This window comes from Moraxella sp. (genome assembly GCF_024227015.1).
Lineage (GTDB): Bacteria > Pseudomonadota > Gammaproteobacteria > Pseudomonadales > Moraxellaceae > Moraxella.
In genome coordinates this window covers 1-19,559 of record NZ_JAAELD010000126.1, presented here as the reverse complement: position 1 = coordinate 19,559, position 19,559 = coordinate 1, and the positions used below count along the sequence as shown (strand labels likewise).

The window sequence follows — 19,559 nt, the reverse complement described above, 5'->3', positions numbered from 1 at the left end:
GTTTTACCGCTTCTACTTGAATGTCGATGCGGACTTTTTTTGCCATGCCCATCGCCACCAAATAATCCATGCCCCACTTAGTGCGGTCGATGGTCGTGCTAAAGTCACCACCGCACACCTCGGCTTTAGCCATCGGGCTGTCATAGCAGTTGAATTTATCGGCTTTTAGACGCACAGGATGAGTCTGACCAAGCAGTGTCAAATTACCATCAACAGATGATAATTTACGCGCATTGCCTTTACCCACATAGTTGAATTTGGTCGATTCAAAACGCATGTTCGGATGTGCTTCAGCATTGAACAGGTCGGCAGATTTTAGGTGACCTGTGAACGCTTCAGAGACAGTTTGCAGGCTGTCAATCGGGATGGTAATGTCAATTTTGCCTTTACGCGCTTCTTTATCAAATTCCATAGAGCCTGTCAGACCAAAGAAACCGCCAACGTTCGTGCTGGTGTTAAAGTGGTCGATGGCAAATCGTGCGTTGGTGTGAGCTGCGTCAATCTCATAAGTCGCCGCGTGAGCTGTGGCAGTCAGACCAAGTAGCGCAGCACCAAAAACGTGTGATAATTTCATGACTTTCTCCTATTGAAAGCAAACAGTGAATAAGAAACATTTTCAATATGGCAGTATCTTAACACGATAAATTAACGAAGACAAACGCCATTTTGTTGATGCAATGTTTCTTATTAAGAAACTTACTGACCATTTAGTGCCAGTACCGTTTCTGCGCTGTTTCTGATGTCGTCCACAGTGAGATTTCGCTTACCACTCAAATCTTGTCGCCATTTTCTTGCTCCTGTCAAGCCCTGAAAAAGCCCCAGATAATGCCGTGTCAAGGTTGCCAAATTCGCCCCTTGCTCGGCTCGTTTTTCAAGATAAGGGTAAAGATTTTCTAGGATTTCACGGTGTGTAGGCGTAGGCTCGCCCCACAGTTCATTGCACGCCCCCATGAGCATGGGATTGTGATAAAACGCCCGTCCTATCATCACGCCGTCCACATGGGTTAGGTGGGTTTTGATGTCATTAAGATTGTCCACACCGCCATTGATTTCTATAAACAGATGGGGAAATTCTGATTTTAGGCGATAAATATCATCGTAGCGTAAGGGCGGAATTTCTCGGTTTTCTTTGGGGGATAAGCCGTTTAGCCACGCTATCCTAGCATGGGCGATAAAGTGCGTACAACCAGCGTCCGCCACAGTCCCCACAAAATCACGCATAAACTCATAACTGTCAAACATATCAATGCCAATGCGATGCTTGACGGTAATGGGCTTATCAGTACTGTTTTTCATCGCACGCACCATGTCCGCCACCAAAGTCGGTTCTGCCATGAGACACGCCCCGATTTTGTTGTGCTGAACACGGTCAGACGGACAACCAACATTGATGTTAAATTCATCATAACCCATCTTATCGGCAATCTGTACGCATTGTGCCATATCGTTAGGATTTGACCCGCCAAGCTGTAACACCACAGGATGTTCGCTGTCATCATATCGCAAAATATACTCGGTATCGCCCTTTAAAATGGCACTCGTGCTTATCATCTCGGTGTACAGATGTATATGACAGTTAAAGAGCCGTGCAAAATAACGAAAATCGGCGGTTGTCCAGTCAATCATCGGGGCAAGGCTGATGCGTTTATTGTTTTTAAAATCAATCATCAAAAATTCTTTGGTAATGTAAATGGTTATTTAAGAGGCTTAGCGATATTGATTCAGTAGATTATCAAAATTTTGGCTGGTGATTTGTCCGATTTCCTCACAGCTTTTGCCATAGACTTTTGCTAATGCCGCTGCCACATATGGCACGTAGGTCGGCTCATTATCACGCCCACGCTTTGGCACAGGCGCTAAATACGGGCTGTCCGTCTCGATTAGTATTCTATCCAATGGTAGCTTTGCTGCGACTTCACGAAGCTCGGCTGATTTATTAAAGCTTACAATCCCTGAGAATGAGATATACATACCCAAATCAAGCGCACGCTTGGCAAAGGCATAATCTTCGGTGAAGCAGTGAATGATGCCGTGCTCGCATTTCTCGGCAGTCAGTACGTCTAGCGTATCATGGTAAGCCGCACGAGTATGCACGATGATGGGTTTTTTGACGCTTTGGCTGGCATAGATGTGTGTGGCGAAGCTGTGTTTTTGGGCATCTTTTTTGTCGGCATCCCAATAATAATCAAGACCCGTCTCACCAAAGGCCCAGACCTTATCATGATCGAGTGCCAGCAGCTTCTCTACCGTCACGCCCGCCAATACAACAGCATCTTGGCAAGGATGCAGCCCCACACTCATTCCAATGTTAAGCTTATCATCTGATCTATCCACCCACGCCTTAATGTCATCAAACTCATCATAATGACACATGATCGCCATGGCTCGGCTTACATTAGCGTCCTTCATCGCGCCAAGCAGCCCTTCTGGATTGCGATCATGATTGTCTAATTTTAGATAAGTTAAATGGCAATGACTGTCGGTAAACATAATTTTCACATCAATATTAAAAACCGCTTATTATACCGCATTTTCTGGCGTTGTAGGTTCTTTATCATGGTCGGATTTTAGGCTGATTTCTTGGCTTGGTAAGGCATGCTCCACATCATACTGGGCCACTTCGTTCAGCACATCAACCAAAAGCTCACTTTGTTTCTTCCAGAATGCAGTCACATCAGCTGCATGCAAATAGCAGCGCATCTCAATGACGAACGCATCTTGGCGCAGCTCGCTTAATCTGACCAGTGTCCATTCATCATTGGTATAGACGTGATTTTCTAAGAATAGTTGTAAGTCATTGATCAGCCTACCGATTTCATCGGGATTAGCAGAGCGTTTTAGGTACAGATGATGATAAAAATAAAACATGTCTCTGGCGTCATAGTTCTCGATTTGCATGGCGCTAAATTCACCATTTGGCACAGTAACCACCGTTCTATTGAGCGTTCTGATACGGCTAGAGCGTATCCCGATGTCAATCACCGTCCCCTCCATCGTGCCAAACCGACAATAATCTCCCACACGAATCGGACGGTCAGCCACCACGACCACCGAACCGATAAGGTTCTCGATGGTTTTTTGGGCACCAAAGGCAAGTGCAAGACCACCTACCCCAAGTGCCGCGATACCCGTCGTCAAGTCAAATCCCAAATTACCAAAGATAATGATCACCGCCACGATGACCATGAGTGCTTTGGCGACTTTACGAAACAGATTTAGGATGGAGACTTGCTCTAGGCGTTTGTGCTTACGACTGTTATTCTCAGCGCGCACGAACACGGCGTCAATCACTCGAAGCACCAACCAAGCTGTCGCAAGCCATTCCACCACCTCAACACCTCTGGTCACCGCCGTGCGAAGCGTGACAGGCACCCCCATCTGCACCATCATCTCAGAGAATATCGATGCCAAGATAACCACAGACAATGGCAAAAGCGCTTTCGATGGTATGGCAAAAGCCTTACCGCGTATCTTAGGATATAAAAAAGCAAAGACACCCCATACAATCCATAGCCCAACCCAAATCACGGATAAGCCAACAGCAATCAAGATAACAAGCGATATCAGATCCGAAATTTCATGACCCATAATCTGCTTATCCGCCCAAAAATCTAGCCCTAACTCTTCTGCTAAGGTGGTGCGGTTTTCTTTTAGATTGGTGGGCAATTTATCCAGCGTATCTTTTGATATCTGCCAATAAACCACGCCATTAGCATCCGTCTTTCTAATAAGTAGCAGATCAATTTTTTCGATGTTGATCTCGATGGTGCCGACTTTCTCTAGGTCGCTTGGCAGCTTATCCGCCAAATCACCCTCGCTTTTGTCGCTGATTGACAGCACAGGCTGCAAGCGCCCGCCTTTATCCAAGGCGATTGTTAGGTTGTTAATGATGATTTCTGGGTCTTTTTGTTTTTTTAGAAAGTCCTCATCTAGGTATTTTTCTACCAAAGCCATGTCCTTATCCGATAAGGCCTTGACAAAATTCTGCATGGTGCTTCTGGGCGAATCTCGTCCGTAGCTGTCTACAGATGAGTCAGCAGTAACCTTTGGCTCAGTTTTGGTTAATGCACTGACAGCACTGGCATTATTTGGCAGACAACACAGCGCGACCAACATCAGCAACGCCGCCAAAGCCCAACGTCTTAACCAATCAACATAAGACAAATTCATTCCAAACACACTCGAGAAAGACAAATTTAATCGCCATGCTAACAACTTTTAAGGGCAAACACAAGCAATCTTCCATGGATAAATGAGTCACCCAAGCTTTCATCATTTAGCCCAAGCCAATCCCATCAACTTAGATTTGTCGTTAATAATTTCACATGGCTTTATCTTTAACCCAGCCCAAAATTTTGCTATAATAACAAGTTACCCAAGAGATGTTGCATCCGTTCATCGGTCAGGCTTGGCGTTCTTTAATTTTTAATTTAATAAGAACAAAACAACGACATCTGCGTTATTTTCTCATTTTTTCATAGATTTAAGGAGTGGACGCAGTGTCTACATTTACCGATTATAAAGTTGCTGATATTAGCCTTGCTGAGTTTGGTCGCAAAGAGATTAAACTTGCCGAAACCGAAATGCCTGCTCTTATGGGCATTCGCAAACGCTACGCCAGTGAGCAACCCCTAGCAGGGGCGAAGATTGTGGGCTGTATTCACATGACCATTCAAACGGCTGTCTTGATTGAAACGCTTGTGGCACTAGGAGCGGAGGTTCGTTGGACTTCTTGCAACATTTTTAGTACCCAAGACCACGCCGCTGCCGCCATTGCTGCCGCTGGCATCCCTGTCTTTGCATGGAAAGGCGAAACCGAAGAAGAATACGAATGGTGCTTGGAGCAACAAATCCACAAAGACGGCAAACTGTGGGACGCCAACCTTATTCTAGATGACGGTGGCGACTTGACCGCACTCATTCACAACAAATACCCGCAAATGCTAGATACCATTCACGGTATCTCAGAAGAAACCACAACAGGCGTACACCGTTTGATTGAAATGCTTGGCAAAGGCGAGCTAAAAGTCCCTGCAATCAATGTCAATGATGCCGTTACCAAATCCAAAAACGACAACAAATACGGCTGTCGCCACTCTTTGAATGACGCTATCAAGCGTGGTACAGATATGTTGTTATCTGGTCGCCGTGCGTTGGTTATCGGTTATGGCGATGTGGGCAAAGGCTCTGCTCAAAGCCTACGTCAAGAAGGTATGATTGTGCGTGTGAGCGAGATTGACCCCATTTGTGCCATGCAAGCGTGTATGGACGGCTATGAGCTGGTGTCGCCTTTTGTCAATGGTGAGCAAAATCAAGGGGTTAATACCGCACTTATGGCGGATACCGACCTTGTCGTTACCACCACAGGCAACTATCATGTGTGCAATAGCGAGATGTTAAAAGCTCTAAAATCCACCGCTGTGGTGTGCAATATCGGGCATTTTGATACCGAGATTGACACCGATTTTATGCGTAAAAACTGGAAATGGGTCGAAGTCAAGCCACAAGTTCATCAAGTTTATCGCTCAAATGATGAGTCAGATTATCTTATCGTCCTATCCGAAGGTCGCCTTGTAAACCTAGGCAACGCCACAGGTCATCCGTCTCGTATCATGGACGGCTCATTTGCCAACCAAGTGCTTGCCCAAATTCATCTGTATCAAGAAAAATTTGCCGATTTGCCAAGTGCTGACAAAGAAGGCAAAGTTTATGTTAAAGTCCTGCCCAAAAAACTGGACGAAGAAGTCGCCGCCGCCATGGTTGCAGGCTTTAATGGCGTGATGACTAAGCTTACGCCAGAACAAGCCAGCTACATCGGCGTGTCCGTAGATGGCCCATTCAAGCCAGACGAATACAAGTACTAATCTGTATCACAAAAGATGACAATGCCAGCCATTGTCATCTTTTTATCATCTATCGATAAATTTTTTTCGCTGAATTAATTTTATTTGGTTTTTGACAGTTTGTCTCACAAAGGGCTGTAAAGGCACAAAGGGATTTCATCATGGCAAGACAAAAACAAGCGCCGCGTTCTATATTGGCCTGTTATATCGCGATGAGCTATCTGGCAATCGTGGCGATATTAACGGTCATTGGCGTGCTGCCTTGGATGGTGGCTGCCATTCACGGCGTGACCAGCCTTGCCAGCTATGGCATGTACGCACTGGATAAACAAGCAGCCAAGAATAGAGAGCGCCGCATCGCTGAGTACAGCCTGCATCTTTGGTCGCTTCTTGGTGGCTGGGTTGGCGCGGCTTTTGCGCAGCATCAGCTTCGCCACAAGACCCAAAAAGAAGAATTTCAGCTTACTTTTTATCTTACCATCATCGCCAATATTGCAGCGATGGTTTATTTATTTTTGATTGAGCCGTATTAATGAATCGTTTTTTTGTGGATTGTGAACTGGTTGTCGGTGGTGTTCTCACCTTGCCTGATGATGTTGCGCATCATTGGGGTAAGGTGTTGCGCGCACGCGTTGGCGATAATGCTGTACTGTTTAATGGACGAGGCGGCGAATATGCCGCGACACTGACTCACATCGACAAAAAATCCGCCCAAGTTACCATTGACGACCACAATCCTAGTAACAAAGACGCGCCATTTAAATTGACTTTGGGTCAAGTAATGAGCCGCGGCGAGCGCATGGATTATGCTATCCAAAAAGCTATCGAGATGGGCGTTCATCAGATTCAGCTGCTGACCAGCGAACACTGCCAAGAGCACCTAAAATACGAACGCGACAAGAAAAAACTCACCCATTGGCAGGCTGTCGCCATTGCTGCTTGTGAGCAATGCGGTCTAAATATCGTCCCGCAGATTCTACCACCCATCGATGTGCGCGACTGGGTAGCAGAATGCACTTCGGCATTAAAACTCATCATGGCGGTCAGTAATGGGAACTACCTGCCAACTAATTTACCCCAAGACATCGCCCTACTAGTCGGACCTGAAGGCGGTCTTAGTCAAGATGAAATCAATCTTGCCATCAGTCACGGCTTTCACGCTTGGACTATCGGTGAGCGCGTTCTGCGTACTGAGACCACACCCGTGGTAGCATTATCCGCCCTGCAGACCATTTGGGCACTGTCTAGATAGTCACCCATGCGTAAAATCATCCACCTAGACATGGACGCATTCTTCGCCAGTGTCGAACAGCGTGACAATCCAGAATATCGCGGCAAACCTCTGGTGGTCGGTGGAGATCCTAATGGTCGTGGCGTGGTGGCAGCAGCCAGTTACGAGGTTCGAGCCTTTGGCGTGCGCTCGGCGATGAGCTGCTATGAAGCTCAAAAACGCTGCCCTCAAGCAATCTTCGTCCGCCCACGATTTGAGGTATATCGCGCTGTCAGCAGTCAAATCAAAACCATCATGCTAAAGCTTACTGACATGGTCGAACCCTTGTCACTCGATGAAGCCTATCTGGATGTCACGGGTAAGCGTCATTGCAACGGCTCGGCGACACTGATGGCGAATTGGCTACGCTCAGAGATTTATAAGCAGACAGGGCTTACTTCATCAGCCGGGGTGTCATTTAACAAGATGCTCGCCAAAATTGCCTCGGATATTAATAAACCCAATGGCATCGCCGTCATCACCCCTGACATGGCAGATGATTTTATCAGTGGGTTGCCTATTGAGCGTTTCCACGGCATTGGCAAGGCCAGCGCCAAAAGACTGCACGAGCTGAGCGTGTTTACAGGTCAAGACCTAAAAAACATGCCACTATACCAACTGGTGGAGATATTTGGAAATAAGCGCGGACAGTTCTATCATAACATCGCTCACGGACACGATGAGCGCGAAGTCAAATCAGAACGCGTGCGCAAGTCCATCGGCACAGAGATCACCTTTACCGAGAACTCTGTCAATGACGAATTCATCCTTGGTCGGATCCATGAGCAGAATCTAGAAGCTTGGCAGGATTTGCTCAAGCGCCAAATGCGCGCCCACACTGTTACCTTAAAATTAAAATACAGTGATTTTAGTCAGATCACGCGCAGTCACTCGGTGAAGTCACCCTTCAAGAGTCCTGATGCCGTTCTGCCTTGGCTTCACGAACTGTATCATCACACCCCAAAGCACCTGCCCGTGCGCTTGGTTGGTGTTACCTTCTCAAACCTTGAGAGTATTGATGGCGTTGAACAGCTTGATTTGTTTGAATAACATCAAGCCACGGCAAATCCATTAAAACGACCAATCCTCAATGCGCCACCCTCTCGCCTCAGCCTCTCGTCTTAGGATGCCATCAGGGGTGACGCACACCGCTTCATCAGCAAAATCAAGTAGCGGTAGGTCATTTTTTGAATCAGAATAGGCGATGGTCTTGTCAAAGACGATATCATCATCCTGACAACGCTTGATAAATTCACCTAGATGGTACAGCTTACCTTCCTTAAAATTAGGACGACCTACAACCTTACCTGTGTAGCGATTCTCCCTAATCTCAAGTGCTGTAGCCATCGTGTGCGCATCATCCACCCCGAATAGATTGGCGATCGGCTTTACCACAAAGTCATTGGTAGCGCTGATTACCACCACCGTATCACCTTGATTCTTATGGTAATTTATTTGCTCAACTGCCTTTGGACGCATGTTCGGGATAATCCAAGTGTCTAGATATTCTTGGCGATATGCTTGCAGTTCATCCATGCTTTGAGTTTTCAAAAAATCCGCCACGAATTCATTATATTCCACCGCATCAAGCGTGCCATTAATATAATCTTGGTAAAATTTATCATTAGCATCAGCATACACGCCGGCATCCACCAATCCACGCTCCACGATAAACTGCCCCCAACTGTGGTCGCTGTCCACATTCAGCATCGTCATATCCAAGTCAAATAGCGCCAAATTCGCCATAGTTCACCCTTATTTATACAAAAAAATCATCATAACAAAAAACGGCTCAAAGCTGAACCGTTTTTTGGAAGAATTGCACGAAGATTTGGATTAGTAATAGCCCAGCACTTTCCACCATACCAACCCCACAGCAATCCAGACTCCCAAATTAACCACACTCATCACAAAGCCAACTTTCCACCACTCACCCAGCGTCGCATAGCCTGAGCCGAAGATCACTGGCGCGGTGCCTGTGGCATAATGGGTCAATGTCATCATGAGGCTACTTGATGCCGCCAATATCAAGGCAAATAGCATCGGCGGCGCACCCAAGGCAATCCCAACAGTATAGAACGCGGCAAACATCGCCGTGATGTGCGCCGTGGTACTGGCAAAAAAGTAATGAGAATATAAATACACCAATGTCAAAATCGCCATGGCACCGATTGAGCCTACACCCATCTGCGCCACCATCGACTGAATCGCACCCGAGAACCAAGAAATCAGACCAAGCTTACTAAGATAAGTCGCCATCATAATTAACGCTGCGAACCACACGATGGTGTCCCAAGCAGATTTTTCTTTTAGGATGTCATCCCAGGTAAGCACACCTGTTAAAATCAGCGCACTTAATCCCAAGAAAGCCACAGCCGTCGCATCAAAGCTAAGCGCATCACCAAAGATCATCGCAGGAATATCCGCCCACAATAACAGCATGCCTGTGAATACCGCAAGCATGATTTTCTCATTTTTGGTGACTTTACCAAGCTTGGCAAGACGCTCTTTGGCGAAGGTCTTGGCATCGGGCGTCTCTGTCAGCTCTGGCTTGACCAAAACATACAGAACAATTGGCATCAGTAAGATACACGCCATACCCGGCAAGAACATTGCCACCGCCCAAGTCGTCCAAGACAACGAAATCTGCGCACCTGTCACATCAGCGATGAGATCCACCACAAGCGGGTTCGGCGCGGTCGCTGTGATGAACATCGCTGAAGTGATTGGGTTTGAGTGATAATTGACAAGCGCAAGGTACTTACCGATACGATTTTGGGTGCCGTCTTCTGCACGCGAGCCGAAGCTATCAGCGATCGAGCGCATGATCGGGTGGATAATCGCGCCACCACGCGCGGTATTGGACGGTGTAATCGGAGAGATGAGCAGCTCAGCCAGTGCCAATGAATAGCCAATGCCGATGGTTTTTTTGCCGAAAATGGCGATAAAATTATAAGCAATGCGCGACCCTAGACCCGTCTTAATCAGACCGCGAGAGATCATGATGGCGATACCAATCAGCCAAATCAGCGAACTTGATAGGCTTGATAGCGCGTCATTCATCGCCTGCTTCGGCGTATCAGCCGTCACCCCAGTGATCGCAACCAGCGTCATCGCGATGATGGCGATTGCACCGATGGGCAGTGCCTTACCGATGATCGCTGCAATCGTCCCGATGAATAATGCCAACAGATGCCACGCGTCAGGCGTTACACCTGCCGGCACAGGAATCACAAACCAAATAATGAGTGTACAAAGCACCGCGATCAGTGCAGGAATGGGCTTAAATGGCATAATCACTCTCTTAGCATTTTTTGCATTAATTATTATATTATTATGGCTCTATATGACAGCAATGAGTGGCATTTTATAAAAATATGGATAATACTTCATCACACGCTGCATATCCTTAAAAATTCAAGGATTTCACTGTTTTTAAAAACCATCAAACAAAAAACCCAAAAACTCATCAACCCGCCCTTCCTAAGAAATGCGTACTGATTCGCTTTTGGGCTTATCAATTGGTTTTATTATAGCAAATAAATCACAAGCTAGAACGATTATTGAGCAGTTTTTTATCAAAGATTTATGATATAACCACGGAAAATCACCATGAATAAGGTAAAAATTCCATGAAATAAAAATAAAGCCACCTATGATAGATGGCTTTATTGGGTAATGATTAGCGATTGCTAATTAGAAATTACCGCGAAGCTGTGATAGAATCTGATCGATCTCAGCGTTTGCCTCACTCTCATCAGCCTCGACACTACCATGTGGCGTAAGGTCGTTCACAACCTGTGGCAGCAATTCTGCAATACCTTGACGCACTTCCAATTCGCTTGCACCAGTCTTTTGGGCGACTTCGTTAATCTCTTGGCTGCCGAATAAACGAGCCACATCGCCGGCATCGATACCATCATTGTCCACATCGATGCTCGTCCAAGACTGAGCTTTGTTGCCCAAACCGTTGCCTTGGAATTTTGCAAGAACGCCAGACAGACCGCCATTTTTTTGGATGTAGGCAAGCACGACGGGCAATAAAGCCAGTAGCAGTGTTGATTTGTTAAAGTCACCTTGACGGCTTTGGGCTTGTGATTGACTGCCTAGAACGCCGCCTAGGATGTCACCCAGATCGGTCGGGCTGGCTTGACGGCTTTGTGCGCCACCACCTAATAGACCGCCCAGTAGTCCGCCAAGCCCAGCTTGTGAACCGCCTTGACCGCCTAGAACTTGACCCAGAACACCACCCAAGCCTGCATTAGAATTTTGGTTGCCAGCCAGTCCGCCTAATAGACCACCTAGACCGCCCTGCTGCTGTGATCTTTGGTCGCCTTGTACGGCATTTTGAACGACTTGGGTTACGATAGATTGAAGTAAGCTCATGGATTATCCTTAGTGATTAAATCTTGATGAAATTATTGTAATGTGAAGCGGTAAGCATATTAACCTACCACGAAAATCACCATCATCTTATCAAAATCAAATCATAAAAGTGTGGTTATTGTGTAATTTTTTATGCGCTTATTATTAATTCATCATCAGCTTGGATGATAGGGTGCAAAGACCCAATAGCTTGCGATAATCGGCATCCGCCACATCACGCCGATGAACCATCACCTCAAAATATCGCTTTCTAGGCTCGATCACATAGAATCTCAATGCCACCGCCTCATTCATACCGATCGCCCGCTGGCTGGATAATAGATAAGCCTGCCATAGCTGCCGCCTTGTATCTCGTCCGATACCTCGACTAACACTAAGCTGCCACAGACCATCTGTATGCGTACAGCCCATCCACACGGTCTTAGTGCGCCCCACATACATCCACGAGAGCACACCGATGATAGCGAGCAGCAGCACGCATTGCCACACCAATATCGCCTGCCAAGAGATGAGCATCACCACAATCACAAATGCCGCCCAAGGGACAAACCTTAGGCGGCTTTGATGGATTGCGATGTCTAAGTTTAGAATGTTTTTGGAGAAATTGGGCGTTTTAGTTGGCATATTTTAGCTGTTTAATGCGCTCAATCAGACGCGCCACACCCTCATCATCAGAACATTCTTGACCCAAGAAAAATAACAACAAATCAGGATCTTCATGCTCCAATAAACGCACAAATGCCGCCTGTTCATCGTCGGGCGCACTTAGATAATGCTCTTTAACATAAGGGTCGATATAATAATCAAGCTCTTTAAGACCGCGGCGCGCCTGATAGATGATACGGCGCTGCTCTAATGTCGGTTCGATATGGTCACTCATGATCACTCCGTTAGCCATAATACAAGTCGATAAATTTGGCATAAGTATATCAAATTTATCCCGTCATGCGCAGGTCATTTTTACTTTTAATTTGCTTTGGACTAATGGTTACGCAATAAAAACGACTTGCCATGATCATCATAGCAAGTCGCTCTATGATGAATGCATATTACATCACAGCAGACAGCACCACAAAGAACAGCGCGCTGATACATGCCGCCGCTGGCAATGTGACGACCCAAGCAAGTCCGATCGGCTTCATGAGCTTCCAATTGGTGTTCTTATTGACGATACCGATGCCCAATACCGCACCCACCAAGATGTGCGTACTAGATACAGGAATACCCAAGCTAGATGCACCCATCACGACCGCCGCCGCCGCAAGCTCTGCAGCAAACCCTGATGCAGGATGCATCTCGGTTAGGTTCGTGCCGACAGTCTGGATAACCTCTTTACCGATGAACCACAGACCTACGATAAGTGACACACCAAAGGTCAGTATGACAGGCGCAGGCACCGATGCCTTGGCTGCGATGGCGTTTTCTTTGATAACGTCTAGAATGGCAACAAAAGGACCGACCGCGTTCGCGATGTCGTTCGAACCATGCGAGAAAGCAAAAGCACACGCGGTGAATACCTGCATCCAGCTGAACATGATGAATGTTGCTTTGCCTAGATCTTCTTTATGCTTGCCGCGAATGGTCTTGGTATAGATGAAGGCAGTCAGCCACACCATCGCACCAATCATACCCATCACAAGGCTTGCGTGCAGAGTTGATAGGTTTAGACCTGTGTTCTTTAGACCCTTGAATACTACCATCGCTGTCATGATGACCGCACCAAGCGCTGCGATTAATGGCACCCAAGTTTTTAAGGCTTTAAGGGTATCTAGGTTACTGCGCTCGTTCTCGATGTCATGCAATGAGCGATAGTATTCCGTCTCAAGCTCGTCACGCTGACATTCACCTTCGTTGAAGGCTTCTTGGTCACGTAGCAGCGCGGTGGTGTAAGGCAGTTTTTCATCATCGTTTAATGCTTCAAATCGCTCTTTTTGTTCGCGTTCTAGGGTTTTTTTGCGAGCCTTTAGAGACTTGACACGTACTTCTACTTTGTCATTATATGCCAAGATATTGCGCTTGATAAGACCGTATAGGATATAAGAAAGCAGACCGCCCAGTAGTGGCGATACCACCCAAGAAATGGCAATCTCGCCGATTTTTGACCATTTTACGGTCGAGAACGCAAGCTCTGTACCACCCATACTAATGCCAAGCACGATGGATGAACCAACGATACCGCCAATGATGGCGTGTGTGGCCGATACTGGCAAGCCTTTTTTGGTGGCAAAAAGCAACCAAAAAGCCGCCGCCGCAAGCGCCGATAGCATCAGATAGATGAACTGATTTGGCGATACGCCCAACTTACTGATGTCCACGATACCACTTCGGATGGTATCAGTCACCGCAGCACCAGCCAGTACCGCACCCGACACCTCAAAAATAGCCGCCACCGCAAGTGCTTGGGTGACGGTCAATGTACCTGCACCGACAGACGTACCGAACGAGTTCGCCACGTCATTACCGCCGATGTTAAACGCCATGAAAATACCAAAAAAACTTGCTACCATGAATAGCAGCACTTGTTGATGCAAGGTATACTCCAATCCCCACATCACAAAATAAACGCACATCCCCGCAAGCAATACCGCAAAGAAAATATTGGCCCACATGGGTGTGCTTTGTTTCGCTGAATTTACCATAAATCCGCCAAGACGATTTGATTGTTAGTTTAAAACTGCCTGAAAAACACGAATGCGACATTGTAAGAATCAAATATGACAGTTTTATGACAATTTTAACATATCAGCGCCAATTTGGCTAAATTTTGTCATATTTTTATCATTTTGTGTTTTTTCGCCCAGAACAGCACTGTGATTGAATTTTAAAATACCACCCCAACATAGCCTTAAACTAATAAATGCTTTATCGGTGAGTACATGTCGCACATTCAATCTTTGGTCGATAACCTAAATGGCTATCAAGCCCTGCCACATCACAGCGATGCCAATCTTAAACACATTCTAAATGAAGTTCAGGCATGGCAAAAATCACGCATTCATCGCACCAACAAGTCGCTGTTTGATGACAGCAAAACCGCGCCACTTGCTCACTACCTGATCGATCGCATTTATAGCGATAAGGATTTTGACATACTTGCTAAGCAGCTTCTCACCGCAGGCAATAACGCCCTAAATGGCTCAGGTCGCCTAGAAAAGCTCACCCCGCAAAACACGCTCGCCACAGGCATCCTAGGTGTCAAGGCGGCGGTTCTGGCGGTGGAGCTTGATCTTGTACTTGCCAAAGCCATCCAACGAAACGACACATATTTACAATCATTCCATCAAGATGGTATCACCGATAAGCTGATGGTTGAAGTCTATCAAGCCGTTAACGCAAAAGACGCACGCATCGCACAGATTCACGCCATCAAAGAGGTGTGCGAGCTATCATACAAGCAATTTAATTCATTTTTATTACAAAAAGCGTTTTCTTTGGCGAAATCCACCGCCTATCATCACGGCTATCAGCCTTTGTATGACTTCATACATGATGGACTGATAGCCATCAAAAGCATCAAAAAGATTGATGATTTTACCGTGCCATTTACCCAAAACGAACTGGCCACGATTGAACGCATTCATCAGGATGGCAAGGTTTATTAACCTGCGTGTAAAATCATCCATCTAAAATGGCAATTTATGGTATGAAAAAATCCCTATTTATAGTATTATGATAGGGATTTTTTAGTCATATTTATTCATAAAAATTGGAAAAAGCCATGAGCCAAGATAACAAGTCAAACGAATTTACCAATCCTAATATTTTGCCTACTGGCACGCCACAAGGACAGTCAGCAATGCAAAGCCCTGCCAATGCGGACAATCCGACGCAGCGCGCTTATTCTGAGAACGTGGGCGAGACGACGCATTTTGGTTATCAGACCGTGGATGCCCGAGAAAAACAAAGTAAAGTCGCCGAGGTCTTCACCTCTGTCGCCTCAAAATACGACATCATGAATGACCTCATGAGCTTTGGTATTCACAGACTATGGAAGCGTTATGCCATCAGCCTAACTGGCGTGCGTTCAGGTCAGCGTGTGCTGGACATCGCGGGCGGTACAGGCGATCTTGCCAAAGTGTTTAGCCGTGAAGTGGGTCGCTCAGGTCGCGTGGTGCTGTCTGACATCAACGAAGCGATGCTTGAGGTCGGTCGTACTCGCCTGATTAATGCAGGTTGCAATAACGTTGATTTCGTTTTGGCGAATGCTGAGACGCTTGAACCGTTCGAGGATAATTCATTTGATCTGGTGACCATCAGCTTCGGTCTGCGCAACGTTACCGACAAACAAAAAGCCCTTGAAGCGATGCACCGCGTCCTAAAACCAGGTGGGCGACTGCTTGTGCTAGAATTTAGCAAGCCTGTCTTTGAGCCACTGTCCAAGGCCTATGACTTATATTCATTCACCGCCCTGCCTGTGATGGGTAAGATCGTCGCCGGTGACGCTGAAAGCTATCAATATCTGGCAGAGTCCATCCGCATGCACCCCGACCAAGCCACCCTAAAAGGCATGATGGAAAAAGCAGGATTCGTAAACTGCGATTACCACAACCTAACTGGCGGCATCGTGGCGGTGCATCGTGGATTCAAGGCGCGCTGATGATTAGTGTGCTCGCTCTTGGGCTTGTTGAGCGTATCATCAATGGTGCGCTTAGCACGGATCCCATCGCCATTTCACATCTTAATGGTCTGTCTGGTAAGACGTTCCGCGTGATCATCGCCAATCCATCGCTGTCTGTTGATGTGCTGTTTTGTGATGATCATGTGAGGTTCGAGCCTGTCAGTCAAAGCCTCTTTGAACCCCAAGGCGGCATTAGCATAGTGCCTGACTGCACGCTACGCGCTGCCAGCCCAAGAGAGCTGCTGACACTCATGCAAAACCCATCGGGCAACCTTCCCATTAAGGGCGATCATAAAGTCCTCATGCAAATCAAAGCCCTAAGCGATGATTTTAGCCCTGATGCGTTCGCTCAATTAGAGAACCTAATCGGTAAAAGCGGTGCAAGCTATGCCTACATGCTCACCCAAGAGATATCCCCGATTGTCTCGCCCGTGATTGACTCCCTAAAATCCATCATCACAGGCGCCATCACCCCAGCTCAGGACAGTACGCTAGATGATGCCATCAGCCAAAAAAAGCAAGAACTGCTGCGCCTACAAAGTGACATCGAACGCGAACAAGCTCGCCTAACCGCCCTACAAAACCAACCATAACCATGCTCATCTCTCATCGTAAACGCCTACTTTCGCTATATCGCATCGCTGCCAAACATCGCCTAGACACACATCTGCCCGTCGATGACATGCCAGAGCTTGCACCATTGGCACGTCTGATTCGCCTGCATCCTGCAAGCCTGGGCAAATCGCATCACCCCATGGGCGTCAAGCTCGCCTTTGAAGAGATGGGCACACTGTTCTTAAAATTAGGTCAGCTACTCTCCACACGATCCGACCTACTGCCGCCGAACATCATCGCGCAGTTATCGCTATTACAGGATAAGGTCGCACCCTTCGATGTGGACACTCTAAAATCCGAAATCCAAAACCCCAAGACAGGGCTAGGCAAGCCTGTCGATGAGCTGTTCGCTCGGTTCGATGATAAGCCTCTCGCCGCCGCCAGTATCGCGCAGGTACACACCGCCAGTCTTCACGACGGTCGTGAAGTGGTCGTGAAGGTCGTCCGCCCTGACATCAAGCCTGTCATCATTCAAGACTTCGAGCTGCTGCGCGAAATGGCAAATTGGCTGTCCGCTCGATTAGAGTCTGCGCGCGCCGTGCATATCGTCAGCGTGGTAGAAGACTACCGGCAGATCATGCTAAATGAGCTGGATCTCACCCTAGAATCCACCAACGCCACTCGCATGTGTAACAACTTCACAGGCTCATCGCTAATCTATGTACCAGAAGTGTACATGGCGAATAAGTCGGTCATGGTCTCGGAGCGAATTTTTGGCGTGCCGATCTCTCAGACGGATAAATTCGATGCCTTAGGCTATGATCGCTCGCTACTTGCCAAGAATGGCTTGACGATATTCTTCACACAGGTGTTTCGCGATAACTTCTTCCACGCTGACATGCACCCTGGCAATATCTTCGTCGAAACCCTGCCCAATGGTGAAGCTGTCGCCAATCCGCGCTACCTAGGGCTAGACTGCGCGATCATGGGCGAGCTGTCACGCGATGATCAGCTGGTCGTCGCGCGGATGCTACTGTCGGTCATGAATGGCAACTATACCGCGCTTGTGGACATCATCTCTCAAGCAGGCTGGATACCACCATCTGCTGACAAGCACGCACTTATCCGTGATATGGCACGCACGGTCAGCCCCATGGTGTCCAAACCCATGAGCGAGCTTGACTTTGCTGGCATTTTATTTGAGATATTAAACATCGCGCGCCGTCATCAGATGAGTATACCGCCGCAGCTGATGCTACTGCTTAAGACCTTGGTTCACGTCGAAGGACTTGGGCGCGAGCTATATCCTGCGCTAGACATCTGGTCTCTGGCCAAGCCAATTTTAACCTCTTGGGTAAAAGACCAACTAGACCCGGTCAAAAATCTAAACGACATCAAAGAAAAAAGCCCCGAGTTACTACTCTCCGCCACCGAACTGCCTAAGCTCATCACGCAAGGCGTGCAGTCCATGGCGACGCTGGGCGCAAGACAAGACAAAGAACTGCGCGAGATCCAAGCACTACGCGCTGATTTCTTGAATCAAAAACGCCATGACTGGATTGCCTTGGGTGGATTTTTAGGATTTATCGCGATTGGTCTGACCGTGCCGATTTGGTGGGTGGGCGTAATATTTCATGTATTGGCGCTAGGCTTTGTGGTGTGGCGAGTGTTGGTTTAGGTTGGTTATTATTTTAATTTACAACATTCATATAAAACTAACAAAAAAGACAGCTCAATTTTTTAACAAGAAATCGAGCATAGATATCTAAACTAGGAATGCCAAGGATTTTAAACTTTAAGTAATCAATCCCAACCAGGCTTTCGTTTATCATGAAAGTCACTCATACACATACTGAGCGATATTGTTCTTAGCAAATTATTACTTTCAACAAAGTCAGTACGCTCCTGCTCTGTCATTGATTCTGATTCTGTTACAATCTTTCTAACTGTCTCAATATCCATTTGTTCCATAATATATATATTCGAACAGTCGCACAGCCATTCGGCTGTCATGTTGTTAGGCAAGTGCTCTTTTTGAATATTAGCCAAGCAATTATCTTTCATCTCTACGGCTATCATTTCCTTTATTTCCGCATCAGAAACCGATCGAAATTTATGCCTTAATTCAACATCGGATGCGGCTTGGTTGTCACCTACACTACCACACGCAGACAAAAATAAAGACAGGCACACAAAGATTAACGGCTTTCTCATAAAATAAACCTAACAGATTGCAAGATTATCATCAATATCCCCCATAACATTGGGATATGCCAAAGTTTAGAGCTGAATACAACTCTTTATTCAATCTATCTTGTTCATAATAATCTAGGTAGGTTGTTGGTGCAACTAGTGTTCTAAGGTCATCAATCTTTATGTAGGATGCGGTAGCATTCAAAATACAATCACACAAATCTTTTGAATTTTTTTCCAAACCCTCCAGTCCCAAGACAAAACCCCTTTGGCAGTCACGAATATTGCGCTTGATAAATAATTCGCGCACCTCGTCATCTGAAACAGCATTTTGAAATATACTATTTCTATCATGTTTACTGCAAGATGCCAATAAAAATAAGGCAATAAAAATCAAAACCAACCTTTTCATGATTTCAACTAAATAAGTACATTAGACCGCGAATCATACCTATCGGAAAAATAATAATATCAATTGCCGCCCACATAAATTTATCACTAGAAAAATCAACAATGGCTGAATAAATAGGAAGAATTATTGATGCTGCTGTGAAAACCAAAGCAAAAATACCACCAAATGCATTACGAGAATCGCTCATAAAATCTCCAATAATCTATAGATGAGTAATTATTTTATATTTTAAACTTTTATTGCTCTTCTTTCAAGTGTGAATTTGAACAAAAATAGATTATT

At 46.4% G+C, this 19,559-nt stretch carries 21 protein-coding genes; 8 read left to right on the top strand and 13 right to left on the bottom strand.

Going from position 1 to position 19,559, the window contains the following annotated elements:
* The 4 genes from GY683_RS02760 to GY683_RS02745 form a co-directional block, all read right to left on the bottom strand.
* On the bottom strand, positions 1-574 hold a 574-nt coding region (locus GY683_RS02760), incomplete at its 3' end, for a YceI family protein (protein WP_297287292.1).
* 122 nt (positions 575-696) lie between these two features.
* A complete protein-coding gene (gene dusA / locus GY683_RS02755; protein WP_297287291.1) occupies positions 697-1,668 on the bottom strand; it encodes a tRNA dihydrouridine(20/20a) synthase DusA in 972 nt (323 codons plus the stop codon).
* A gap of 39 nt (positions 1,669-1,707) precedes the next feature.
* On the bottom strand, positions 1,708-2,490 hold the full coding sequence (locus GY683_RS02750; RefSeq protein WP_297287290.1) for a TatD family hydrolase: 783 nt from the start codon (positions 2,488-2,490) through the stop codon (positions 1,708-1,710).
* Positions 2,491-2,520: 30 nt separating this feature from the next.
* A complete protein-coding gene (locus tag GY683_RS02745) occupies positions 2,521-4,164 on the bottom strand; it encodes a mechanosensitive ion channel family protein (protein WP_297287289.1) in 1,644 nt (547 codons plus the stop codon).
* 326 nt (positions 4,165-4,490) lie between these two features.
* On the opposite strand from GY683_RS02745, the gene ahcY reads away from it, so the two are divergent.
* The 4 genes from ahcY to dinB all read left to right on the top strand — a co-directional run bounded on the left by ahcY (position 4,491) and on the right by dinB (position 8,163).
* Entirely contained in the window at positions 4,491-5,864 is a 1,374-nt protein-coding gene (gene ahcY, locus GY683_RS02740; RefSeq protein WP_297287288.1) for an adenosylhomocysteinase, read from the top strand.
* 140 nt (positions 5,865-6,004) lie between these two features.
* Entirely contained in the window at positions 6,005-6,376 is a 372-nt protein-coding gene (locus GY683_RS02735; RefSeq protein WP_297287287.1) for a DUF1294 domain-containing protein, read from the top strand.
* Entirely contained in the window at positions 6,376-7,095 is a 720-nt protein-coding gene (locus GY683_RS02730; RefSeq protein ID WP_297287286.1) for a 16S rRNA (uracil(1498)-N(3))-methyltransferase, read from the top strand. The genes GY683_RS02735 and GY683_RS02730 overlap by 1 nt, the downstream gene beginning before the upstream one ends.
* A gap of 6 nt (positions 7,096-7,101) precedes the next feature.
* A complete protein-coding gene (dinB, locus tag GY683_RS02725) occupies positions 7,102-8,163 on the top strand; it encodes a DNA polymerase IV (protein ID WP_297287285.1) in 1,062 nt (353 codons plus the stop codon).
* A gap of 21 nt (positions 8,164-8,184) precedes the next feature.
* Here dinB and GY683_RS02720 read toward each other — a convergent pair whose 3' ends face one another.
* The 6 genes from GY683_RS02720 to GY683_RS02695 form a co-directional block, all read right to left on the bottom strand.
* Entirely contained in the window at positions 8,185-8,859 is a 675-nt protein-coding gene (locus tag GY683_RS02720) for an HAD family phosphatase (RefSeq protein WP_297287284.1), read from the bottom strand.
* Positions 8,860-8,949: 90 nt separating this feature from the next.
* The gene (locus tag GY683_RS02715) at positions 8,950-10,407 is read right to left on the bottom strand and encodes a DASS family sodium-coupled anion symporter (RefSeq protein ID WP_297287283.1); all 1,458 of its coding nucleotides are present in this window, start codon (positions 10,405-10,407) and stop codon (positions 8,950-8,952) included.
* A 402-nt stretch (positions 10,408-10,809) separates the two neighbouring features.
* Positions 10,810-11,499 (bottom strand): YidB family protein, encoded by a 690-nt coding sequence (locus GY683_RS02710; RefSeq protein ID WP_297287282.1) that lies wholly within the window; start codon positions 11,497-11,499, stop codon positions 10,810-10,812.
* 144 nt (positions 11,500-11,643) lie between these two features.
* Positions 11,644-12,123, bottom strand: a complete 480-nt coding sequence (locus GY683_RS02705) for a hypothetical protein (RefSeq protein WP_297287281.1) — start codon at positions 12,121-12,123, stop codon at positions 11,644-11,646.
* Positions 12,113-12,379, bottom strand: a complete 267-nt coding sequence (locus GY683_RS02700; RefSeq protein ID WP_297287280.1) for a succinate dehydrogenase assembly factor 2 — start codon at positions 12,377-12,379, stop codon at positions 12,113-12,115. Before GY683_RS02700 ends, GY683_RS02705 begins: the two co-directional genes overlap by 11 nt.
* A gap of 169 nt (positions 12,380-12,548) precedes the next feature.
* Positions 12,549-14,108: an inorganic phosphate transporter gene (locus GY683_RS02695; protein WP_297287279.1), complete on the bottom strand. Its 1,560-nt coding sequence runs from the start codon at positions 14,106-14,108 to the stop codon at positions 12,549-12,551.
* 267 nt (positions 14,109-14,375) lie between these two features.
* On the opposite strand from GY683_RS02695, the gene GY683_RS02690 reads away from it, so the two are divergent.
* The 4 genes from GY683_RS02690 (at position 14,376) to GY683_RS02675 (ending at position 18,350) form a co-directional block, all read left to right on the top strand.
* Entirely contained in the window at positions 14,376-15,101 is a 726-nt protein-coding gene (locus GY683_RS02690) for a hypothetical protein (RefSeq protein ID WP_297287278.1), read from the top strand.
* Between the two features lie 116 nt (positions 15,102-15,217).
* Entirely contained in the window at positions 15,218-16,096 is an 879-nt protein-coding gene (gene ubiE / locus GY683_RS02685) for a bifunctional demethylmenaquinone methyltransferase/2-methoxy-6-polyprenyl-1,4-benzoquinol methylase UbiE (protein ID WP_297287277.1), read from the top strand.
* Complete coding sequence (locus tag GY683_RS02680) at positions 16,096-16,710, top strand: hypothetical protein (RefSeq protein ID WP_297287276.1); 615 nt, start codon at positions 16,096-16,098, stop codon at positions 16,708-16,710. The genes ubiE and GY683_RS02680 overlap by 1 nt, the downstream gene beginning before the upstream one ends.
* A 2-nt stretch (positions 16,711-16,712) precedes the next feature.
* Positions 16,713-18,350 carry an AarF/UbiB family protein gene (locus GY683_RS02675; protein ID WP_297287275.1) on the top strand — a complete coding sequence of 546 codons (1,638 nt, stop codon included), beginning with the start codon at positions 16,713-16,715 and terminating at the stop codon, positions 18,348-18,350.
* Between the two features lie 125 nt (positions 18,351-18,475).
* Here GY683_RS02675 and GY683_RS02670 read toward each other — a convergent pair whose 3' ends face one another.
* Genes GY683_RS02670 through GY683_RS02660 form a run of 3 tightly spaced genes read right to left on the bottom strand, consistent with a single transcriptional unit; the run spans position 18,476 to position 19,464 of the window.
* Positions 18,476-18,886, bottom strand: coding sequence for a hypothetical protein (locus tag GY683_RS02670; protein WP_297287274.1), 411 nt, complete (start codon positions 18,884-18,886; stop codon positions 18,476-18,478).
* Between the two features lie 31 nt (positions 18,887-18,917).
* The gene (locus GY683_RS02665) at positions 18,918-19,277 is read right to left on the bottom strand and encodes a hypothetical protein (protein WP_297287273.1); all 360 of its coding nucleotides are present in this window, start codon (positions 19,275-19,277) and stop codon (positions 18,918-18,920) included.
* A gap of 4 nt (positions 19,278-19,281) precedes the next feature.
* The gene (locus tag GY683_RS02660) at positions 19,282-19,464 is read right to left on the bottom strand and encodes a hypothetical protein (protein WP_297287272.1); all 183 of its coding nucleotides are present in this window, start codon (positions 19,462-19,464) and stop codon (positions 19,282-19,284) included.
* Positions 19,465-19,559 lie beyond the last annotated feature (95 nt).